General features: G+C 64.0%; 12 protein-coding genes. 2 read left to right on the top strand and 10 right to left on the bottom strand.

Annotated features, from left to right (window positions below):
* Window positions 1-6 precede the first annotated feature (6 nt).
* The 3 genes from uvrC to D3I60_RS12600 are packed head-to-tail and all read right to left on the bottom strand — an operon-like array spanning window position 7 to window position 7,295.
* The gene (gene uvrC, locus D3I60_RS12590) at window positions 7-1,866 is read right to left on the bottom strand and encodes an excinuclease ABC subunit UvrC (protein ID WP_139908081.1); all 1,860 of its coding nucleotides are present in this window, start codon (window positions 1,864-1,866) and stop codon (window positions 7-9) included.
* A gap of 5 nt (window positions 1,867-1,871) precedes the next feature.
* Window positions 1,872-4,742 carry an excinuclease ABC subunit UvrA gene (gene uvrA / locus D3I60_RS12595; RefSeq protein ID WP_262776755.1) on the bottom strand — a complete coding sequence of 957 codons (2,871 nt, stop codon included), beginning with the start codon at window positions 4,740-4,742 and terminating at the stop codon, window positions 1,872-1,874.
* Window positions 4,743-4,799: 57 nt separating this feature from the next.
* Window positions 4,800-7,295, bottom strand: a complete 2,496-nt coding sequence (locus tag D3I60_RS12600; RefSeq protein ID WP_262776649.1) for a DEAD/DEAH box helicase — start codon at window positions 7,293-7,295, stop codon at window positions 4,800-4,802.
* 65 nt (window positions 7,296-7,360) lie between these two features.
* On the opposite strand from D3I60_RS12600, the gene D3I60_RS12605 reads away from it, so the two are divergent.
* Window positions 7,361-7,651: a YciI family protein gene (locus D3I60_RS12605; RefSeq protein WP_262776650.1), complete on the top strand. Its 291-nt coding sequence runs from the start codon at window positions 7,361-7,363 to the stop codon at window positions 7,649-7,651.
* Window positions 7,652-7,783: 132 nt separating this feature from the next.
* Here D3I60_RS12605 and D3I60_RS12610 read toward each other — a convergent pair whose 3' ends face one another.
* From D3I60_RS12610 to rpsA, 5 genes are all read right to left on the bottom strand, one after another.
* On the bottom strand, window positions 7,784-8,842 hold the full coding sequence (locus tag D3I60_RS12610; RefSeq protein WP_139908084.1) for a TerC/Alx family metal homeostasis membrane protein: 1,059 nt from the start codon (window positions 8,840-8,842) through the stop codon (window positions 7,784-7,786).
* 186 nt (window positions 8,843-9,028) lie between these two features.
* Window positions 9,029-11,161: an excinuclease ABC subunit UvrB gene (gene uvrB, locus D3I60_RS12615; protein WP_262776651.1), complete on the bottom strand. Its 2,133-nt coding sequence runs from the start codon at window positions 11,159-11,161 to the stop codon at window positions 9,029-9,031.
* 90 nt (window positions 11,162-11,251) lie between these two features.
* Window positions 11,252-12,427, bottom strand: a complete 1,176-nt coding sequence (gene coaE, locus D3I60_RS12620; protein ID WP_262776652.1) for a dephospho-CoA kinase — start codon at window positions 12,425-12,427, stop codon at window positions 11,252-11,254.
* Between the two features lie 9 nt (window positions 12,428-12,436).
* Window positions 12,437-14,332, bottom strand: a complete 1,896-nt coding sequence (locus D3I60_RS12625) for a hypothetical protein (RefSeq protein ID WP_262776653.1) — start codon at window positions 14,330-14,332, stop codon at window positions 12,437-12,439.
* The gene (gene rpsA / locus D3I60_RS12630) at window positions 14,310-15,794 is read right to left on the bottom strand and encodes a 30S ribosomal protein S1 (RefSeq protein WP_139467300.1); all 1,485 of its coding nucleotides are present in this window, start codon (window positions 15,792-15,794) and stop codon (window positions 14,310-14,312) included. Before rpsA ends, D3I60_RS12625 begins: the two co-directional genes overlap by 23 nt.
* A 206-nt stretch (window positions 15,795-16,000) precedes the next feature.
* Between rpsA and D3I60_RS12635 the strand changes: the two genes are divergently transcribed.
* Window positions 16,001-16,840 carry a class I SAM-dependent methyltransferase gene (locus D3I60_RS12635; RefSeq protein WP_262776654.1) on the top strand — a complete coding sequence of 280 codons (840 nt, stop codon included), beginning with the start codon at window positions 16,001-16,003 and terminating at the stop codon, window positions 16,838-16,840.
* A 77-nt stretch (window positions 16,841-16,917) separates the two neighbouring features.
* Here the strand turns inward: D3I60_RS12635 and D3I60_RS12640 are convergent, their stop codons facing one another.
* Together D3I60_RS12640 and polA are read right to left on the bottom strand one after the other, a co-directional pair.
* On the bottom strand, window positions 16,918-17,433 hold the full coding sequence (locus D3I60_RS12640; protein ID WP_262776655.1) for a maleylpyruvate isomerase family mycothiol-dependent enzyme: 516 nt from the start codon (window positions 17,431-17,433) through the stop codon (window positions 16,918-16,920).
* Window positions 17,434-17,677: 244 nt separating this feature from the next.
* Window positions 17,678-20,341, bottom strand: a complete 2,664-nt coding sequence (gene polA / locus D3I60_RS12645) for a DNA polymerase I (RefSeq protein WP_262776656.1) — start codon at window positions 20,339-20,341, stop codon at window positions 17,678-17,680.
* Window positions 20,342-20,377 lie beyond the last annotated feature (36 nt).

A 20,377-nucleotide genomic window follows, 5' to 3' on the forward strand; every position in this document is an offset into this window, starting at 1 on the left:
CAGAGCTCAGTCGGCCAGAGCAGTGACGATCTTCGCGGCCAGGGACGGACCGATTCCCTTGACCTCGCAGATCTCCTCGGCGGTGGCAGCGCGGACCTTCTTCACAGATCCGAAATGGCGCAGCAGAGCGGTGCGCTTCGACTCTCCGAGGCCCGGAATGTCGTCAAGCACGGAACTCGTCATCGCCTTCGCACGTTTCGACCGGTGATAGGTGATGGCGAAGCGGTGGGCCTCATCACGCAAGCGCTGCATGAGGAAGAGCCCTTCGGAGTTGCGTGGGAGGATGACCGGGAACGGATCGTCCGGAATCCAGATCTCTTCGAGCCGTTTGGCCAGACCGACGACGGAGATGTCGACGATGCCGAGATCCGTCAGTGCCCGCGTCGCTGCCGCAACCTGCGGGCCGGCACCGTCGACGACGAGGAGGCTGGGTCGGTAGCCGAAGCGCTCATCGGGCTCCTCGGAGGTCATCTGTTCGAGGTAGCGGCTGAAGCGACGGGAGACGACGTCATACATCGAAGCCGTGTCGTCGGCCGCGGCTTCACCGTGGATGGCGAAGTGTCGGTAGTCGCGCTTCTTCGCCATTCCGTCTTCGAACACGACGAGGGAGGCGACGACGTTCGATCCCTGGGTATGGGAGATGTCGATGCATTCGATGCGCAGCGGTGCTTCCGGCAGGTCGAGGTGCTCCTGGATCTCCTTGAGAGCCTGGCTGCGGGTCGTCAGGTCGGACGAGCGTTTGAGCTTATGCTGGATGAGCGCTTCCTTCGCGTTCTTCCCCACGGTCTCCAGGGCCGCCTTCTTCTCCCCGCGTTCAGGTACCCGCACAGTCACCCGCGAACCGCGCTGCTCGCTCAGCCAGGCCTCCAGGGATTCCAGATCCGCCGGCAGTGTGTCGACGAGGATCTCCTTCGGAATGGCATCGGCATCGAGTCCGGAGTATGCCTGTCGCAGGTAGTCGGTGGTCAGTTCCGCGGGGGTGTGATCATCGGAGCGTTCGATGATCCAGCCGCGTTGGCCGCGGATACGACCCTGGCGCACGTGGAAGACCTGGACGGAGGCTTCGAGTTCCTCGGTGACGAGAGCGAAGATATCGCAGTCGGCGCTCACCGACAGGACGACGGCGGATTTGTCGAGGACCTTCTGCAGGGCGGAGATCTCGTCGCGCAGACCGGCCGCGCGTTCGTAGTCGAGTTCGGCCGCGGCTTTGGCCATCTCCTTCTGCCGGTGGCTGATGAACCGGCCGGTGTTACCGGACATGAAGTCGGAGATGCTGCGGGCCAAGTCCTTGTGATCGTCCTTGCTGATCTGACCGACGCAGGGAGCAGCGCATTTGTCGATATAGCCGAGCAGGCAGGGTCTGCCGCTGCGTTCGGCTCGCCGGTAGACCCCTGCTGTGCAGGTGCGCATCGGGAACGCCTTGAGCAGCAGGTCGAGGGTGTCCTTGATCGCCCACACCTGAGCGAAGGGACCGAAGTACTTCACGCCCTTGCGTCGTTTTCCCCGGGTGATGAAGGCCCGAGGCACCTCGTCATTCATCGTGATCGCGAGGTAGGGGTAGGACTTGTCGTCGCGGAACATGACGTTGAACCGCGGGTTGAACTCATTGATCCACGTCCATTCGAGCTGCAGAGCTTCGACCTCGGTGTCGACGACGGTCCATTCCACCGAGTTCGCGGTGTGGACCATCGTCGAGGTGCGCGGGTGCAGCTGGGCGGGGTTGGCGAAGTACGAGTTGAGTCGATTGCGGAGGTTCTTCGCCTTTCCGACATAGATCACCCGCCGGTCGGGGTCACGGAATTTGTAGACCCCGGCCGATGTGGGGATCGACCCGGTGGCCGGACGGTAGGTGGATGGATCAGGCATTCGGATCAGGACTTGAGCATCGGCTTGAGGAACCGTCCGGTGTGCGATTCGGCCACCTCGGCGACCTCTTCGGGAGTGCCTTGGGCAATGATCTGCCCACCGCCGCGGCCGCCCTCGGGTCCGAGGTCGATGATGTGATCGGCATTGCCGATGACGTCGAGGTTGTGTTCGATGACGATGACCGTATTGCCTTTGTCGACGAGTCCCTGGAGAACCATGAGCAGCTTCGAGATGTCCTCGAAGTGCAGACCGGTCGTCGGTTCGTCGAGCACGTAGACGGTGCGACCGCGGGAGCGCTTCTGCAGTTCGGCGGCGAGCTTGACACGCTGTGCCTCGCCGCCGGAGAGAGTCGTGGCCGGCTGGCCGAGTCGGACATAGCCGAGCCCCACCTCGACGAGGGTCTTGAGGTGTCGCGAGATCGCAGGGATCGCGGCGAAGAAGTCGTTGGCTTCCTCGATCGGCATATCGAGGACCTCGGCGATGTTCTTGCCTTTGAACGTGACTTCCAGGGTCTCCCGGTTGTACCGGGCGCCCTGGCAGACCTCACAGGGGACGTAGACATCGGGCAGGAAGTTCATCTCGATCTTGATCGTGCCGTCGCCGCTGCAGTTCTCGCAGCGTCCGCCCTTGACGTTGAAGGAGAACCGTCCGGGCAGATAGCCGCGGACCTTCGCCGATTCGGTTTCGGCGAACAGCCGGCGCACATGGTCGAAGACGCCGGTGTAGGTCGCGGGATTCGACCGCGGGGTGCGACCGATCGGCGACTGGTCGACGTGGACGACCTTGTCGAGATTGTCCAGGCCAGTCACGCGCTTGTGCCGTCCGGGCACCCGCGAGGCGCCGTTGAGAACGTTGGCCATCTGTGTGTAGAGGATCTCGTTGACCAGAGTCGATTTGCCCGAACCGGACACGCCGGTGACTGCGGTGAGGACACCGAGGGGGAAGGACACCGTGACGTCGCGCAGGTTGTTCTCCACGGCCTTCTCGACGGTGACCATCCGGTCCTCGTCGACGGGGCGTCGGGTCGGCGGGATCTGAATCGCTCGTCGGCCGGAGAGGTAGTCCCCGGTGATCGATCCATCGGCATCCTTGAGGCCGGTGACGGGACCGGAATAGACGACCTCTCCCCCGTGCTCGCCGGCGCCGGGTCCGATATCGACGATCCAGTCGGCGGATTCGATGGTGTCCTCATCGTGTTCGACGACGATGAGGGTGTTGCCGAGATCCTTGAGTTTGTTGAGTGTTTCGATGAGTCGGCGGTTGTCTCGCTGGTGCAGTCCGATCGAGGGTTCGTCGAGGACGTAGAGGACGCCGACGAGGCCGGAGCCGATCTGCGTGGCCAGGCGGATGCGCTGGGCCTCACCGCCGGAGAGCGTACCGGCTGCCCGGTTGAGGCTGAGGTAGTCGAGGCCGACGTCGAGGAGGAACCCGAGTCGGGCGTTGATCTCCTTCATCACCTGCGCCGCCACGGCGGCATCGCGGGAGCTCAGCTCGAGGGAGCCGAGGAAGGAAGCTGCTTCGTCGAGGGCGAGTTCGGAGACCTCGGCGATGGACCTGTCTCCGACCTTGACGGCGAGGATCTCCGGTTTGAGGCGCGTACCGTCACAGCTGGCACACGGGATCTCGCGCATATAGGACTCGTAGCGTTCACGCGACCACTCGGATTCTGTTTCCTCGTGCTTGCGCTGAATGTATTGGTAGACGCCTTCGAAGCCCGTCGAGTACGTGCGTTCACGCCCGAAGCGGTTCTTGTACTTGACGTGGACCTTGTAGTCCTTGCCCGTCAGAATCGCGGTCTTCGCGGACTTCGGCAGCTTCTTCCACGGTGTCTTCATATCGAAGCCGAGTTCGTCGCCGAGCCCCTTGAGCAGACGGTTGAAGTACTTCGAGACCTGTTTGCCTCCCGACCAGGGGGCGATGGCCCCGGAGCCGAGGCTGAGATCCTCGTCGGGGACGACGAGATCTTCGTCGACCTGCAGGCGCGTGCCGATGCCGTCGCAGGTGGGGCAGGCGCCGAAGGGCGAGTTGAAGGAGAACGAGCGCGGTTCGATCTCGTCGATCGTCAGCGGGTGCTCGTTCGGGCACGACATGTGCTCGGAGAAAGTGCGGGTCGTGCCTTCGTCGACGAGTTCGATGTCGATGCGTCCGTCGGCGAGCCCAAGGGCGGTCTCGACGGAGTCGGTCAGCCGCGGGCGCATTCCCGATTTGGCGACGAGGCGGTCGACGACCACGGAGATCGTGTGCTTGTACTGCTTCTCCAAGGTCGGCGGTTCGCTCAGGCTGATCTGCTCGCCGTCGACGACGGCCCTGGAGAAGCCCTTGGACTGCAGGTCGGTGAAGAGGTCGACGAATTCGCCCTTGCGGGACCGGACGACGGGAGCGAGGACGAGGAACTTCGTCCGTTCCTCGAGTTCGAGCAGCTGGTCGACGATCTGCTGCGGGGTCTGCTTCGTGATGATCTCACCGCAGACGGGACAGTGCGGGATGCCGATCCGCGCCCACAGCAGGCGGAGGAAGTCATAGACCTCAGTGATCGTGCCGACGGTCGAACGCGGATTGCGCGATGTCGACTTCTGGTCGATCGACACCGCTGGAGACAGCCCTTCGATGAAGTCGACGTCGGGTTTGTCCATCTGCCCGAGGAACATCCGGGCATAGGAGGACAGGGATTCGACGTAGCGTCGCTGCCCCTCGGCGAAGATCGTGTCGAAGGCCAGCGAGGATTTGCCGGAACCGGACAAGCCGGTGAACACGACCATCGAATCGCGCGGCAGCGCGATCTCGACGTTCTTGAGATTGTGTGCTCGCGCTCCCTTGACCCACAGGGTGTCGAGATGGGAGACGCCTGTCACTTGCTCACCGTTATTGGTTTTCATCACTTGACCACTGTATTACTCGGCACTGACATAGCTGTATTCGCAGCGGATTCCGGCTCATCTGCCGATCTCTCCGACGGAGAGGATGCGGAGCACTATATCTCCGGATTCGTCGCTGGCGGCCACGTCCACCTCGGCGTCGATGGCCCAGTCCCTGTTGTCGTCGGGATCGGCGAGGATCTGTCGGACGCTCCATGTGTCTGAACCGGGGCTGATATCGATATATTCCCGACCGCGGGCCTTCTGGTCGACGATGAGCTCTCCGTATTCGTCGTAGAAGTCCTCGATCGCGTCTTCCCAGGCACGGGAGTCGAATCCGGATTCGGCGTCGAGGCGGCCGAGTTCCGTGTAGTTCGCACGTTCGGCCAGCAGAACACGGTGGAACAGGGCATTGCGGACCTCCGCGGTGAACACCTTCGTATTCTCGGAGAAGCGGCGGTCGAGTGCCGGCAGCTCGTCGGGGGCTTCGGTGGGGTCGAGTCCCTGCAGGGTGCGCCATTCGTCGAGCAGCGACGAATCCGTCCGTGCGATGGTCTCACCACACCATTCGATGATGGTCTCGAGTTCCTCGGTCCGGTTCTCCGCGGGGACGTTGTGGAGCAGTGCGCGGTAGACGTCGGTGAGGTAGCGCAGCAGGCTGCCCTCGGCCCGGGCGAGACTGTAGTAGCCGACGAACTGGGTGAAGCCCATGGCCTGCTCGAGCATGTCGCGGACGACGGATTTGGGTTCGAAGCCGCCACGGTGCAGCCAGGGATGAGTCTCGACGAAGTGGTCGAAGGCCGGGTCGAGCATCTCGGCCAGGGGTGCGGGGCTTTCGATCTCGTCAAGGATCGCCATGCGTTCAGCGTATTCGACGCCTTCGGCCTTGAGTTCGGCCAGAGTCTCTCCCTTGATCCGGTCGAGTTGGCCCTTGAGGATCTGGAACGGCACCGAGGTGGTCGCCTCGACGATGGATACGACGTCGAGGGCATAGGTGTCGTCGTTCTCGTCGAGAAGCTCCAGTGCGGCGAGCACGAAGGGAGCCAGGGGCTGGTTGAGCGCGAACTGGGGGCCGAGGTCCTGAGTGGCGATGAGTTCGCTGCCGCGGACCTCGATGAGTCCGGCATCGATGAGGGAGCGTCCGATGCTGATCGCGGTGAGTTTGAGGTCGAGCCGGCGTTCCCTTGTCTCATGCGTCTTGTCGATGAAGTCGCTGATGGTCGACACATCGGAGCCGGGGCGGGCGACGAGGTTGAGGATCGTCGAATGGTCGATCTTCATCCGCGGTCGCAGGGTCTCGGATTCGCCTTCGATGAGTTTTGCGAAGGTCTCTTCGGACCAGCCGACGAAACCGACCGGGGCGGCCTTCTTCTTGCCCTTCTTCTTTTTCTTCTTGTCATCGTTGGCCGCTTTGGCTTCTGCCTTGAGGTTGTCGATGACGTGTTCGGGGGCTTGGGCGATGACGTAGCCGCGGGTGTCGAATCCGGCGCGGCCGGCACGTCCGGCGAGCTGTTGGAACTCGCGCACGCTGAGTCTGCGCATCTTCCGCCCGTCGAACTTCGTCAGTCCGGTCAGCAGCACGGAGCGGATGGGCACATTGATGCCCACACCGAGGGTGTCGGTGCCGGAGATGACGAGCAGCAGTCCCTTCAGCGCGAGCTGTTCGATGAGGCGGCGGTACTTCGGCAGCATTCCGGCGTGGTGGACGCCGACGCCGTGGAGCAGCAGTTTGCGCAGGCTGGTCCCGAATCCCTTGCCGAAGGTGAAGCCCTTGATGGCTGCGGCAATGGCGGCCTTCTGTTCCTTTGAGGCAAGATCGACCGAGAGCAGGTTGGTGGCGAGGTCGATGGCACCGTTCTGAGAGTAGGAGACGACGTAGACCGGGGCCTTGTCGTTGCGGACGAGTCCGCGGAGAGTGTCCGAGAGAGTCTCCGTCGAGTATTCGTAGTCGAGCGGGACCGGCCTGGTCGCCGAGGTGACCACGGAGGAGTCGCGTCCGGTCGTCTCCGTCATCGTCCGTCGGATGTCGGTGGTGTCGCCCAAGGTGGCGGACATGAGGACGAACTGGGTCTGCGGCATCTCGAGGAGGGGCACCTGCCAGGCCCAACCGCGAGAGGGGTCGGCGACGTAGTGGAATTCGTCCATGACGACCATTCCGGCGTCGAGCATTCCGCCTTCGCGCAGCGCCTGGTTGGCCAGGATCTCCGCCGTGGCGCAGATGACGGGCGCCTCCGGGTTGACGGTGGAGTCGCCGGTGATCATCCCGACGTTCTCGGCGCCGAAGGCGTCGATGAGGGAGAAGAACTTCTCGCTCACCAGGGCCTTGAGCGGGGCCGTGTAGTACGACCGGATCCCGCGGGTGAAGGACTGGTAGAGAGCGAACAGAGCCACGAGTGACTTCCCCGAGCCGGTCGGGGTCGCCATGATCGTATTGTCTCCGGCGAGGATCGTGAGGAACGCCTCGTCCTGAGCCGGGTAAGGCTCGACACCGATCTCTTGACAGTATTCGCCGAAGGACTCGTAGATCGTGTCGTCGTCAGCGAATTCCGCTGGGATCTCCTGCAATCTGGCCACGCTGATGCACAGACCTTTCCGATTAGACTGATTCCATCCTATTGCTCGACACCGAGGAGTCACATATGCCGGTCTTCGCCGTCACCTACCACTATGGTCCCGATACGGATACGCGGATGGAACACCGCCCCGCGCATCGCCGCTGGCAGGCGGAGCTGAATGAGACCGGGACGATCCTCGCCTCCGGTCCACTGGACAACGATCCGCAGCCGGCAGGGCTGCTGATCCTCAACGTCGCCGACCGTGCGGAGGTCGAAAGCCACCTCGCCGCCGATCCCTATGCCTCGCTCGGTGTCATCGAGTCGACGGACATCCGCGAATGGACTCCCGTGTTCGGCCCCTTCGCCCAGGGCTGAGCGCCGGACTGCCGGTCTGGGTCTGCCCGGACCGGGAAGACACGAGCGGGGTCCGTCTCGAGAGATCGAGACGGACCCCGCTCGTTCTGTGCCGACACCGAGGTGGTGTCAGCGCGACCGGGTCCGATCGGCTCAGGCCTCTTCGGATTCGTTCGAGCTGACATCCTTGAAGGAGATGCCGTCCTTCTTCATCTTCACGAGTGAAGCGACAGTGGCCACCACCATGGCGAGGACGATGACGGTCAGGGACAGCCATGTCGGCACCTCTGGGATCGAGTGACCCCACGAGAGGAACTCCCAATCGCTCGAATGCAGAGCGTGGATGATGAGCTTGACGCCGATGAAGCCGAGGATCGCGGCGATTCCGTAGTGGAGGTAGACGAGCTTGTCGACGAGTCCCCCGAGCAGGAAGTACAGCTGACGCAGTCCCATGAGGGCGAACACGTTCGCGGTGAACACGAGGAACGCATTCTGAGTGACGCCGAAGATCGCGGGAATCGAGTCGAGCGCGAACATCACATCGGTCGAGCCGATGGCGATGAACACGATGAACATCGGGGTCCAGTACTTCTTATTGTCGTCGAGGGTCACCCGCAGCTTGTTGCCGTGGTATTCGTCGACGACGTTGATCCGCTTGCGCAGGAACCGGATGAGACCGTTTTCGCCGTCGCCGTCGTCTTCGGAGCTGAAGGCCTGCCGGTAGGCGACGATGAGGAGGAAGATGCCGAAGATGAAGAAGACTTCGACGAAGGCGCTGATGATCGCCGCACCCGCGAGGATGAAGATGCCGCGGAAGATGATGGCGATGATGATGCCGACCATGAGCACTTCCTGCTGGTACTTCCGCGGTACCGAGAAGCTGCCCATGATGATGATGAAGACGAACAGGTTGTCGATGCTCAACGAGTACTCGAGCAGCCAGCCGGTGAGGAACTCGCTGCCGTGCTGGGCATCGCCGATGGCGAAGAGCGCGCCGGCGAAGACCAGAGCCAGGGCGACGTAGAAGGCGACCCAGATGCTCGCTTCCCGCATCGACGGGGTGTGCGGTCGCTTGACGACCAGCAGGAGGTCGAAGACGAGGATCGCAACGACGATGATTCCCGAGGTGATCATGAACCAGACGGGAATCGGAGATTCGCTCGCAGCAGCGGCATTGCCGCCGGCCGCGAGCGTGGAGGACAGGATATCCATGGATGCCTTTCGTGGTGAACAGGATGTATCCAGGTCGAAAGTCTCTCCCACGCGGTGAAGCTGCGTGCGCTCCGCGGCCGGACCCCATGTGGGGTCGTGGTGACGACCGCGGATGGACGGGATACTCCCTTTCGCCAGCACACCAGTATAAACACGCGAGCATCACTCGCGCGTCACAGGTGTGGATCAGGCGTGCCCGGCCTCCTTCATCTGGCGCAGCTCCTGCTTGAGGTCGGAGAGCTCATCGCGCAGTCGTGCGGCGAGCTCGAACTGCAGCTCCGCGGCGGCCGAATGCATCTGCGAGGTCAGCGATTCGATGAGTTCGGTGAGGTCGGCCGCCGGCGGGCGCAGCGAACCGGGTTTGCCGGCGGCTTCCCTCTGCTCGTCGGTCAGGGTCGAGTTGTAGCCGCGCTTGCCCTTGCCGTAGTCGAATTCGGTGAGCAGCTCTCGAGTGTCCTCGTCCTCACGCTGCAGTCGTTCGGTGATGTCTGCGATTCGCTTGACCAGCGGGGCCGGATCGATTCCGTGCTCTTCGTTGTAGGCGATCTGGATGGCGCGCCTGCGGTCGGTCTCGTCGATGGCGGTGCGCATCGAATCCGTGATCGTATCGGCGTACATGTGCACCTGGCCGTTGAGGTTACGTGCGGCACGACCGATCGTCTGGATGAGCGATGTCGACGACCGGAGGAAGCCTTCCTTGTCGGCATCGAGGATCGCCACGAGGGAGACCTCGGGAAGGTCGAGACCCTCACGCAGGAGGTTGATGCCGACCAGCACATCGAATTCGCCCGCGCGCAGCTCTGTGAGCAGCTCCACACGTCGCAGAGTGTCGACGTCGGAGTGGAGGTATTGGACCCGGATATCGTGTTCGAGCAGATAGTCGGTGAGATCTTCAGCCATCTTCTTCGTCAGCGTCGTCACGAGCACACGCTCGTTCGCGTCGACACGGGTCTTGATCTCGTCGAGGAGGTCGTCGATCTGCCCCTTCGTCGGCTTGACCTTGATCTCGGGGTCGACGAGTCCGGTGGGGCGGATGATCTGCTGGACGTATCCGTTGGCGTTGCCGAGTTCGAAATTGCCGGGTGTGGCCGACAGGTACACGCTCTGTCCCACGCGCTCCCGGAACTCGTCGAATTTCAGCGGCCGGTTGTCCATGGCACTGGGCAGGCGGAATCCGTGCTCGACGAGCGTGCGCTTGCGCGACATATCGCCTTCGTACATTCCGCCGATCTGCGGGACCGTGACATGGGACTCGTCGATGACGAGCAGGAAGTCCTCGGGGAAGTAGTCGAGCAGGCAGTTCGGTGCCGAACCGGGCTCGCGGCCGTCGATGTGCCGGGAGTAGTTCTCGATGCCGGAGGTGAAGCCCATCGACTCCATCATCTCGAGGTCGTAGGTCGTGCGCATCTTCAGCCGCTGTGCCTCCAGCAGCTTGTTCTGCGATTCGAACTCGCTCAGCCGCTTCTGCAGCTCGTCCTCGATGCCGCTGATCGCGGTGGCCATCCGGTTCTCACCGGCGACGTAGTGGCTGGCCGGGAACACGTGGATGGTGTCCTCGTCGCGCACGATCTCGCCCGTCAGCGGGTGGAGGGTCTGCAGCGATTCGATCTCATCGCCGAAGAATTCGATCCGCAGCGCGAGCTCCTCGTACTGCGGGATGATCTCGACGGTGTCTCCGCGCACGCGGAAGGTCCCGCGGGTGAAGGCCATATCATTGCGGGCGTACTGCATCGACACGAAGCGTTTGAGCAGTTCGTCCCGATCGCATTCGTCGCCCTTGTGGAGGGTGACCATTCGGTCGACGTACTCCTCCGGAGTGCCGAGACCGTAGATGCACGACACCGTCGAGACCACGACGACGTCGCGTCTGGTGAGCAGCGAGTTCGTGGCCGAGTGCCGGAGTCGTTCGACTTCGTCGTTGATCGAGGAGTCCTTCTCGATGAACGTGTCCGTCTGCGGCACATAGGCTTCCGGCTGGTAGTAGTCGTAGTAGGAGACGAAGTACTCGACCGCGTTGTTGGGCAGCAGCTGTCGGAACTCGTTCGCCAGCTGCGCGGCGAGAGTCTTGTTCGGCGCCATGATCAGGGTCGGTCTCTGCACCTGCTCGATGAGCCATGCCGTCGTTGCCGACTTGCCTGTGCCGGTGGCACCGAGGAGGACGATGTCCCGCTCTCCCGCGTCGAGCCGGTCGGAGATCTCTCGGATCGCCGTCGGCTGGTCACCGGAGGGAGAGTACTCGGAGACGACCTCGAAGGGCGCCACCTCGCGGGTGACGTCGGGGCGGTGGCCGATCGCTGGCAGGGGGCGTTCTGAGCTCATAGTCCAACCCTAGCCCTCGCCCCTGACATTGGGCAGACCGGAGTCGGAACGACAGCCTCGGCGAAGTGCCCGCCGACGTGGGTCACCGTGTCAGTCGAAGCTGTCGGGCACCAGTCGGCGGCGCATCTGCAGGAAGTACGGTTCCTTCGATTCCGCATATGTTCGTATCATCTGCCCGTTCGTCCCGCCCGCAGCCTTCGCTTCGGCCAAACGGTCTCTCTTCATCTCGAGGTAACGGTCACGCTCCCCCGTGTCCGCGATGAGCAGGTCACGGAACGCGCGGGCGAAGCGCACACCGACCGAGTCCGCGGTGCGCACATGCAGATTGACGGCACGGCCGGGATCCGTGTTCGCGTGGAGCCATTTCCCTTCGGTCGACTGTTCGCCGAGGTGGTCGCTCATCTCGGCTCCCGGATAACCGAGTTCGGCCAGTCGAGGTGCCAGCTCCCTGGCGGCGGTGAGATCGGGGACGAGGAGCTGCAGATCGATGACGTCCTTGGCGGGCAGTCCCGGCACAGAGGTGGAGCCGATATGTTCGATGGCGAACTGCTCGCCCGTGCCGTGTTGCAGCTTCCTGATCGCTCTCTGCGCGTCACCGATCCAGTCGGCATCCGCGGGATCGACGAGTTCGAGGGCAGCATTCGATGCCCGCAGCCCGGACGCGAGATTGGCGGCGAAGGGGCGGATCCGCGATTCGATGAGCCGGCCGACCGCGGCCTTCGTCTCTTCGACGGGACCGGAGTTGTCGATGATGACATCGCAGGCTGCTCGGCGGGTGTCGTCATCGGCTTGGCGGGAGATCCGTGCGACGGCGTCTTCGCGGTCCATTCCGCGGGAGTCCATGAGCCGCTGCAGGCGCACCTCGGCGGGCACGTCGACGAGGAGATTGAGGTGGTAGGCCGATGTCATGTCGTTCTCGACGAGCAGCGGGACGTCGTGGACGACGATCTCGGCATCGGCGTGTCTGGCGAAGTGTTCGGCGGTCCGGTCGCGGATCGCCGGATGCATCAGGCCGTTGAGCCGTGCTGTGTGGTCGGAATCGACGAAGGCTGCCGCGGCCAGTGCCGGCCGGTCGAGCGAACCGTCGGAGTGCAGCACCTGCGGCCCGAAGGCCCCGGCCAGTTTCTCGAGCAGCGGCTGTCCGGGTTCGACGACTTCGCGGGCGATCCTGTCGGCGTCGACGAGCACTGCCCCGTGTTCGACGAGCATTGCGGACACCGTTGACTTTCCGGCGCCGATTCCGCCGGTGAGACCGATTCTCAGCATGGGATCATCCTACTGATCCAGTCGGTAGACCCGCACTCCCTCATCGGCGAAGATCGGATCTCCGACGGCGGCATCGAGGAATGCCGCATACTCTCCCTCACCTCCCGGCAGGAGCGGAGCTTCGGGGGCGAGGACGATGAAGTCGACCCCGGTCTCCCTCAGTTCGGCGACCGCCGAGGCGACTTCCGGGCTGTCCGCGCCAGGCATGGGCTCCCCGTCGAAGACGGAGCCGTGCAGGAGTTCGTCGAGGGCATCCTCGGGGGCGGAATAGGTCACCGCAGATTCCGGGCTCGAGCCGATGAAGTAGCCGCCGGTCTCGCGGTAGCCGAATCCGCTGACCGACTGCCACACCATGGCTTCGTCGGCGTGGGGCTCGGCCCATGCGAGGGGGCGGGGGAAGGTCTTGACGACGGATCCGGCGGGGATCACCTCGGCGATGGAGTGCTCGTAGAAGTCTGGAACTGTCACCTCATGGGCGGTCTGCGGAGCGGGGAGGACGGCCACGGCGGCGAGGACGAGCAGGATGAGGAGGGCGCGGGCGCGAAGCAGCTTCCGGTGGTTCAGCGCCCACTGGAGGCCGATTCCGAGTACGGCGAAGAGCGCGATCGTAGAGTGGAGGACGAGCCGCATGGGCAGGATGTTGTTGAGAACGGGGATGGCTTCGATGAGCGCGAACGGACCGGTCTCGAGGGCGATTCGGCCGCCGAGGAGGATCGGTGAGCCCAGTGCCAGCAGGCCGACGAGGAGGCCGGTTGCCGCGGCGATGCGCACCGGCACCGCATGTGCGGACCGGCGGGCGAGGCCGAGAACGATGAGCACGGCCGCCGCCAGAGCTGGTGCGCCGACGTAGGCGCCGAGTTCGGCGGGGTCGATCTCCATGATCCGGGGCAGAGGGGACACTCCGGAGCTCAGCCAGGCCGGGGCGGCGGGGAGGATCGGGTCGAGCAGGTCGGTGTTCCATACTCCATGTGGGCGGATGGCGCCCTGTGGGGCGTTCGGTCCGGACATGGTCACCAGCAGCGGGATCGCACACAGCATGGCGATGCAGCCGGCGACTGCGGAACCGAGGCCGAGGGCGACCCATGACCGGGAGCGGTGGAGGCGGCGTCCGAAGACGGCGAGGCTGGCCAGGAAGCAGAGTGCGGCGAGGAAGGTCCCGGCCAGAACTTCGGTGGAGACGTAGAACTGGAAGCCGAGGAGGAGCCCGAAGCCTCCTCCGAGCAGCCACAGGCGACGGCTGCGCAGCAGTGAACGGCCGGGATCCGCCTGTATCGCTCGGCCGAGGTCGAGGAGCGCGAGGATCGCCCAGGCGGTCAGGGGCGGAGTGACGATATAGGCGAGGTTCGGGTGGCCGCCGAGCTGGGCAATGACATAGCTGGAGAAGCCGACCCCAGCAGCGGCGATGAAAGCGGGCAGACGGTCGAGGAAGCGGCGGAAGAGCACAGCTGCGGCCAGGCTGCCGAACACCGGGAAGGCGAGGATGAGGAGGTTGTAGCTCACGATGGGGCCGGCCACCCACGTCACGGGAGCGAGCAGGATCGCGAACCCGGCGAGCGAGGTATTCCAGGCTCCGTTGACTCCCCCGCCGAGGGCGTTCATCGATTCCGTGTACAGCAGGCCGCCGGTTTCCCCAGGTCCGAATCCGAGGATGTCTGCGAGAACCTGTGCGCCGTGCCCGAGCCACCAGATGAACAGTGAGGTGTCGTCATTGGAGGCGACGACGCTGCCGCCGGGGTCCGCGGCGACGGAGCCGAAGACGGTCAGACTGCCGACACAGAGGATGAGCGTGTACCACAGCCACGGGCGCAGGCGTGCCCGAGCCGTGGGGGCATACAGAAAGGGCCCCCGGCCTTCCGACCGGGAGCCCTTCTGGTGGCTGCTATCAGCTGCCTGCAAGCTTCTCACGCAAGGCTGCGAGAGCTTCGTCGCTGGCCAGGGTGCCCTCGTCGCTCGCCTCTTCGGAGGAGAACGATCCGGTGGCCGGAGCGGCTTCGGCAGATCCGACGGCATCGGCTGCGGAGGCCTCAGCATCCGCTGCGATGGCCTTGGCGACCTGCTTCTTGTGCTCTTCCCAGCGTTCCTGAGCGGCGGCGTACTGCTGCTCCCAGGTCTCACGCTGAGCCTCGTAGCCCTCGACCCATTCGTTGGTCTCGGGGTCGAAGCCCTCGGGGTACTTGTAGTTGCCGTCCTCGTCGTACTCCTGCGGCATGCCGTACAGAGCGGGGTCGAGGAACTCTTCGGCCTCGGGGTCGACGCCTTCGTTCGCCTGCTTCAGCGACAGCGAGATGCGGCGGCGCTCCAGGTCGATGTCGATGACCTTGACGTAGATGGTCTCGTCGACCGAGACGACCTGCTCGGGCAGATCCACGTGGCGCACGGCCAGCTCGGAGATGTGGACGAGGCCTTCGATGCCGTCTTCGACGCGCACGAATGCACCGAACGGAACGAGCTTGGTGACCTTGCCCGGCACGATCTGTCCGATGACGTGCGTGCGAGCGAAGTGCTGCCAAGGATCTTCCTGGGTGGCCTTGAGCGACAGCGAAACGCGCTCACGGTCCATGTCGACGTCGAGAACCTCGACGGTGACTTCGTCGCCCACGGTGACGACCTCACCCGGGTGATCGATGTGCTTCCAGGACAGTTCGGAGACGTGGACGAGTCCGTCGACACCACCGAGGTCGACGAACGCACCGAAGTTGACGATGGAGGACACGACACCAGGACGGACCTGGCCCTTCTGCAGGGTCTGCAGGAAGTCGTGACGGACGGCCGACTGGGTCTGCTCGAGCCAGGCACGGCGCGACAGGACCACGTTGTTGCGGTTCTTGTCGAGCTCGATGATCTTGGCTTCGACCTGCTGGCCGATGTAGGGAGCGAGGTCGCGGACGCGGCGCATCTCGACCAGGGACGCGGGCAGGAAGCCGCGCAGTCCGATGTCGACGATCAGGCCGCCCTTGACAACCTCGATGACGGTGCCGGTGACAACGCCGTCGTCTTCCTTGATCTTCTCGATGTCGCCCCAGGCACGCTCGTACTGAGCGCGCTTCTTCGACAGCATGAGACGACCCTCTTTGTCTTCCTTCTGAAGAACGAGGGCTTCGATTTCGTCCCCGACCTCGACGACTTCGCCGGGATCGACATCGTGCTTGATGGAAAGCTCACGTGCGAGGATGACGCCTTCCGTCTTGTATCCGATGTCGACGAGGACTTCGTCACGGTCGACCTTGACGACTTCGCCCTCAACGATGTCGCCATCGTTGAAGTACTTGATGGTCTCATCGACGGCGGCGAGGAAATCCTCAGCGGTTCCGATGTCGTTGACAGCGACCTGCTTCGGCTGCACCGATTCCGGCGTGGTGGTGGTCATATAGGTAGGGACTCCGATGGAATATTGGTCCAGATCCGGTACCCTGGCGGCAGGTCGTGTAAGTTGCCGCAAGAACCGAATCCGGTCTCGATTGCGAATTTGGACTTGTATGCACAGGCGCATACGGTTGTCAATGCTAGCACCTTATTGGGCGTGAATGCACGCCGAAGAGACGAATCATCACCACCTGGGGCCACGGAGGAACCATGAGCGAAGGAACTGACGGAGCCGAGGTCATCAGCGGTGGCTATCTCCCGATCGACGAAGAGGCTTCCGTCCGGGCCAATCGCAGCTATTGGGACAACTCGGCCGAGGAGTATCTCGCCGAACACGGCACGTTCCTCGGGGCCTCGGATTTCATCTGGTGTCCGGAAGGAATTCACGAATCCGATGTGCGCCTCCTCGGCGATGTCGACCGGAAGCAGGTTCTCGAGGTCGGCTGCGGTGCCGGTCAGTGCTCCCGGTGGCTGGCCGAGCAGGGCGCGATCACCACAGGTGTCGACGTCTCGGCCGGAATGCTCGAGCAGGCCTCGCGTCTGCAGCGCGAACATCCCCTGAGCGCCGAGGCGACTCCCCCGACGTTCCTTCTCGCCGATGCCCGACAGCTGCCGTTCGCATCGAACAGCTTCGATCGCGCGTTCTCCTCCTACGGTGCCCTGCCCTTCGTCAAGGACGCCGAGGTCGTCTTCGCCGAGGTGGCCCGAGTGCTGCGCAACGGCGGACAGTGGGTCTTCTCGACGACTCACCCGATGCGGTGGATGTTCCCCGATGTTCCGGGTGAGGCCGGTCTGACGGTTGAGTACTCGTACTTCGATCGCACTCCGTACGTCGAGCTGTCTTCGGATGGTCAGCCGGTCTACGCCGAGCATCACCGGACGATGAGCGACTGGGTCCGTCTCCTCGTCGAGGCCGGCTTCACGATCGATTCGGTGACCGAACCCGAATGGCCCGAGGAGAATCGGACCGCTTGGGGCGGCTGGTCGCCGCTGCGCGGTGCGCTCATGCCCGGTACCGCGATCTTCTCCACCACCCTGACCAAGGACTGACTGGGCCGAAAGCCCAGTCCTGTCAGATCGGCTGCCTGGGCACATATCCGCAGCCGGGACCGATATAGGGACGATCCTCAGCCGAGGACTGTGAAGTCCTCGGCCAGTCCCCCACGGCCGGTCAGCCCGGCGAGCACTGAACTGCTCGTTCCGCTCTGCATCGCCAGCCCCGCTGCGAGCGCCAATGATTCCCGGAGCGCGGCCTCCGGAACAGTGGGTTCGACGCCGAGTGCGGCGTCGATGTCGATTCCGTGGACGACGAGTTCGCAGGTCCGTGTGCGCACATAGTCTCCGGCCCGCATTCCCCCGGCCGCCGTCATGATCGTCGCATCCGCGTCTGCGGGGCTCAGCGTGGAGACCTTGGTGAGGGCTGACTCGCACAGAGCATTGAACGCTTCCGCCGGTCGGTCCAGGGCGGTCACGAGCATGTTGAATGCTCTGCTCGTATGACCGACGGGGCCGCGGACATCCCATCTGCCGAGCCCCGGCGCCGCCCACCGTTCATCACCGATCGTACTCACAAGAGCAGTGATCCGTTTGGTGCCTGCTGTGAAGCTCTCCAGCTCGCGTGCGTCTTCGGATTCGCTCGTCATGCCGTCAGCCTATGCGGATCGTGACGCGCTTGCGGCTATCACCGTGCCAGTCCGTCAGCCCACGGCGTCCACATTCAAGCCGTCCTCGCCCCGCGCATCTCACCCGTCACGCTCCCGTTCAAACGCTAGCGCGTTTGTCGTGTGGTACACGGCGCGCAAACTGCGGGGACGCTTGAATGAGCGCGGACGAGACAGTTTTCTGCGCTTGCGCTTGAACGAGAGCGGCGAGTCAGCGGGCAGCGGGTCAGTGGGCGGCGGCGTGCCAGGAGCGGCCGGTGCCGACGTTGACGTCCAGAGGCACATCGAGTTCGAACGCCGATCCCATCTCCTCCGTGACGATCGTCTTCACCTCATCGATCTCGTCCGGACGGACATCGACGATGATCTCGTCATGGACCTGCAGCAGCATCGGCGACTGCAGATCGTCCAGACGGGCGGCCACCTTGAGCATGGCAATCTTCATGATGTCGGCTGCCGAACCCTGGATCGGAGCGTTGAGTGCTGCGCGTTCGGCCATGTCCCGCAGCTGCCGACGGTCGCTGTGCAACGCCGGCAGATAACGACGACGGCCCATGATGGTCTCCGTGAACCCGTTGGCGCGAGCCTGCTCGACGATATCGTCGAGGTAGTCCTTGACGGCACCGAAGCGCTCGAAGTACTGGTCCATCAGCCCCTTGGCTTCATCGACGCCGATCGCCAGCTGCCGAGAGAGGCCGTAGGCGGAGAGCCCGTAGACCAACCCGTAGGACATGGCCTTGACCTTCGAACGCATCTCGGAGTCCACATCGTCGATGCCGACTCCGAAGACCTTCGAGCCGACATAGGAGTGCAGATCCTCACCGTCCTTGAACGCCTGGATGAGCGCGGCATCGCCGGACAGATGAGCCATGATCCGCATTTCGATCTGCGAGTAGTCGGCGGTGAGCAGAGTCCCCTCGGCCACCTCGGGGTCGGCGATGAAGATGTCGCGGATGCGTCGACCCGATTCGGTCCGCACCGGAATGTTCTGCAGGTTCGGATCCAGGGACGAGAGCCGTCCGGTGGCGGCCACGGTCTGCTGGTAGGTGGTATGGATGCGGCCGTCGTCGGCAACGCTCCCCCGCAGTCCGACGACGGTCTGCTTGAGCTTCGTCGAATCCCGGTAGGCCAGCAGGTGTTGGAGGAAAGGGTGTTCGGTCTTGACGAACAGTTCGGCCAGGGCGTCGGCATCGGTCGTATAGCCGGTCTTCGTCCGCTTGGTCTTGGGCATATCGAGTTCGTCGAAGAGCACGGTCTGCAGCTGCTTGGGAGAACCGAGGTTCACCTCGTGGCCGATCGCCTCATAGGCCTCCCTCGCGCTGGCTTCGGCCTGTTTCGTGAATTCGTCGATGAGGTTCGACAGTCCGGTCTCGTCGACGGCGATCCCGGTCGCTTCCATGCGCGCGAGCACGGGCACGAGCGGCAGTTCGATCTCGCGGTACACCTGAGTCATGTTCGCTTCCTCGACGGCCTTCGCGAGCACCTCGTGGACCTCGAGCAGAGCGGCGGCACGTTGGCCGTGCGTGGTCACCGCGGCATCGGAGTCGAGGTCCAGGGCGAGCTGTCCGGAATCGGCCTCGGGTTCGCTGAGATCGATTCCGGCACGGTCGGCGGCGATCTGCCCGAGTTCATAGGACCGGGCATCGGGCACGAGGAGGTAGGCAGCCAGGGCCGTGTCCCCGGCGATATCCGTCACGGACAGTCCCATCGACTCCCACGCTTTGATCTGCAGCTTCGAACTGTGGAGGATGAGCGAATGCCCACCCAGGGCTGATCCGAGCGCACCGACGACCTTCTGCCCCGCCTCGGCGAGGTCGACGACCCAGGCCCGGCCGGGTTCGGCGGAGACCGCCAGGGTCCGTGCCTGGCCGTGGCCGAGTTCGAAGGAGGCGTCGGAATCGAGCGCCAGCACATCATGGTCGGCGATCTTCGTCAGCAGAGTGTCGATGTCGACGGTCTCGATGTTCGTCTCGCGTGCCGGTGCCGGCTCGGACTCGGTTCCGGCCTCGGGGAAGATCGCGGCCAGACGCTTGCCGAGGGCCTGGAATTCGAGTTGGTCGAACAGGCTCGACAGCTCGGCCGGGTCGCCTTCGCCCCAGACCAGGTCGTCGAACTCCAACCCCAGGTCGACGTCGTCGAGGAGGCGGTTGAGTCGGTAGTTCCGCTCCACCTCGGTGATATGGTCGCGCAGCTTCTCCCCGACCTTGCCGCCGATCGTGTCAGCATTGTCCAACACCCCGGGCAGATCGCCGTGGGCGGTGAGCCATTTCGCGGCGGTTTTGTCACCGACTCCGGGTACACCGGGCAGGTTGTCGGCCTTCTCACCGACGAGTGCGGCCAGACCCCGGTAGTTCGCGGGGCTCACCCCGTACTTCTCCTCGACCGCGGCCGGCGTCATCCGGTTGAGATCGCTGACTCCGCGTTTCGGGTAGAGGATCGTCACCCGGGCGGAGGCGAGCTGGAACGAATCCTTGTCTCCGCTCATCACTTCGACGGCTGCGCCGGCGTCCGTGCCCATCTTCGCCATCGTCGCCAGAGCGTCATCGGCTTCGAAGCCCTCCTTCGTCACGACCCGGATGCCCATCGCCGTGACGATGTCCTTGATGAGGTCGATCTGCGGGTGGAACTCGGGCGGAGTCTTCGCCCGTCCGGCCTTGTACTCGGGGTATTCCTCGAGGCGGAACGTCTGGCGTCCGAGGTCGAAGGCCACGGCCACGTGGCTGGGCTCTTCGTCGCGGAGGACGTTGATGAGCATGGAGATGAAGCCGTAGATGGCGTTCGTCGTCTGACCGGTGCTGGTGGAGAAGTTCTCGACCGGCAGGGCGTGGAATGCCCGGTAGGCCAGGGAGTGTCCGTCGATGAGCAGGAGGGATTCGTTTGAGTGACTCACATGGCATAGCCTAGCGTTCGAAGCTGACTTGAAGGA

The organism is Brevibacterium permense (genome assembly GCF_025506275.1).
Taxonomy (GTDB): Bacteria; Actinomycetota; Actinomycetes; order Actinomycetales; family Brevibacteriaceae; genus Brevibacterium; species Brevibacterium permense_A.

Coding starts and splice junctions, on each gene's coding strand:
- uvrC (WP_139908081.1), bottom strand. CDS start 1,866: ATGCCTGATCCATCCACCTACCGTCCGGCCACCGGGTCGATCCCCACA.
- uvrA (WP_262776755.1), bottom strand. CDS start 4,742: ATGAAAACCAATAACGGTGAGCAAGTGACAGGCGTCTCCCATCTCGAC.
- D3I60_RS12605 (WP_262776650.1), top strand. CDS start 7,361: ATGCCGGTCTTCGCCGTCACCTACCACTATGGTCCCGATACGGATACG.
- D3I60_RS12610 (WP_139908084.1), bottom strand. CDS start 8,842: ATGGATATCCTGTCCTCCACGCTCGCGGCCGGCGGCAATGCCGCTGCT.
- uvrB (WP_262776651.1), bottom strand. CDS start 11,161: ATGAGCTCAGAACGCCCCCTGCCAGCGATCGGCCACCGCCCCGACGTC.
- coaE (WP_262776652.1), bottom strand. CDS start 12,427: ATGCTGAGAATCGGTCTCACCGGCGGAATCGGCGCCGGAAAGTCAACG.
- rpsA (WP_139467300.1), bottom strand. CDS start 15,794: ATGACCACCACCACGCCGGAATCGGTGCAGCCGAAGCAGGTCGCTGTC.
- D3I60_RS12635 (WP_262776654.1), top strand. CDS start 16,001: ATGAGCGAAGGAACTGACGGAGCCGAGGTCATCAGCGGTGGCTATCTC.
- D3I60_RS12640 (WP_262776655.1), bottom strand. CDS start 17,433: ATGACGAGCGAATCCGAAGACGCACGCGAGCTGGAGAGCTTCACAGCA.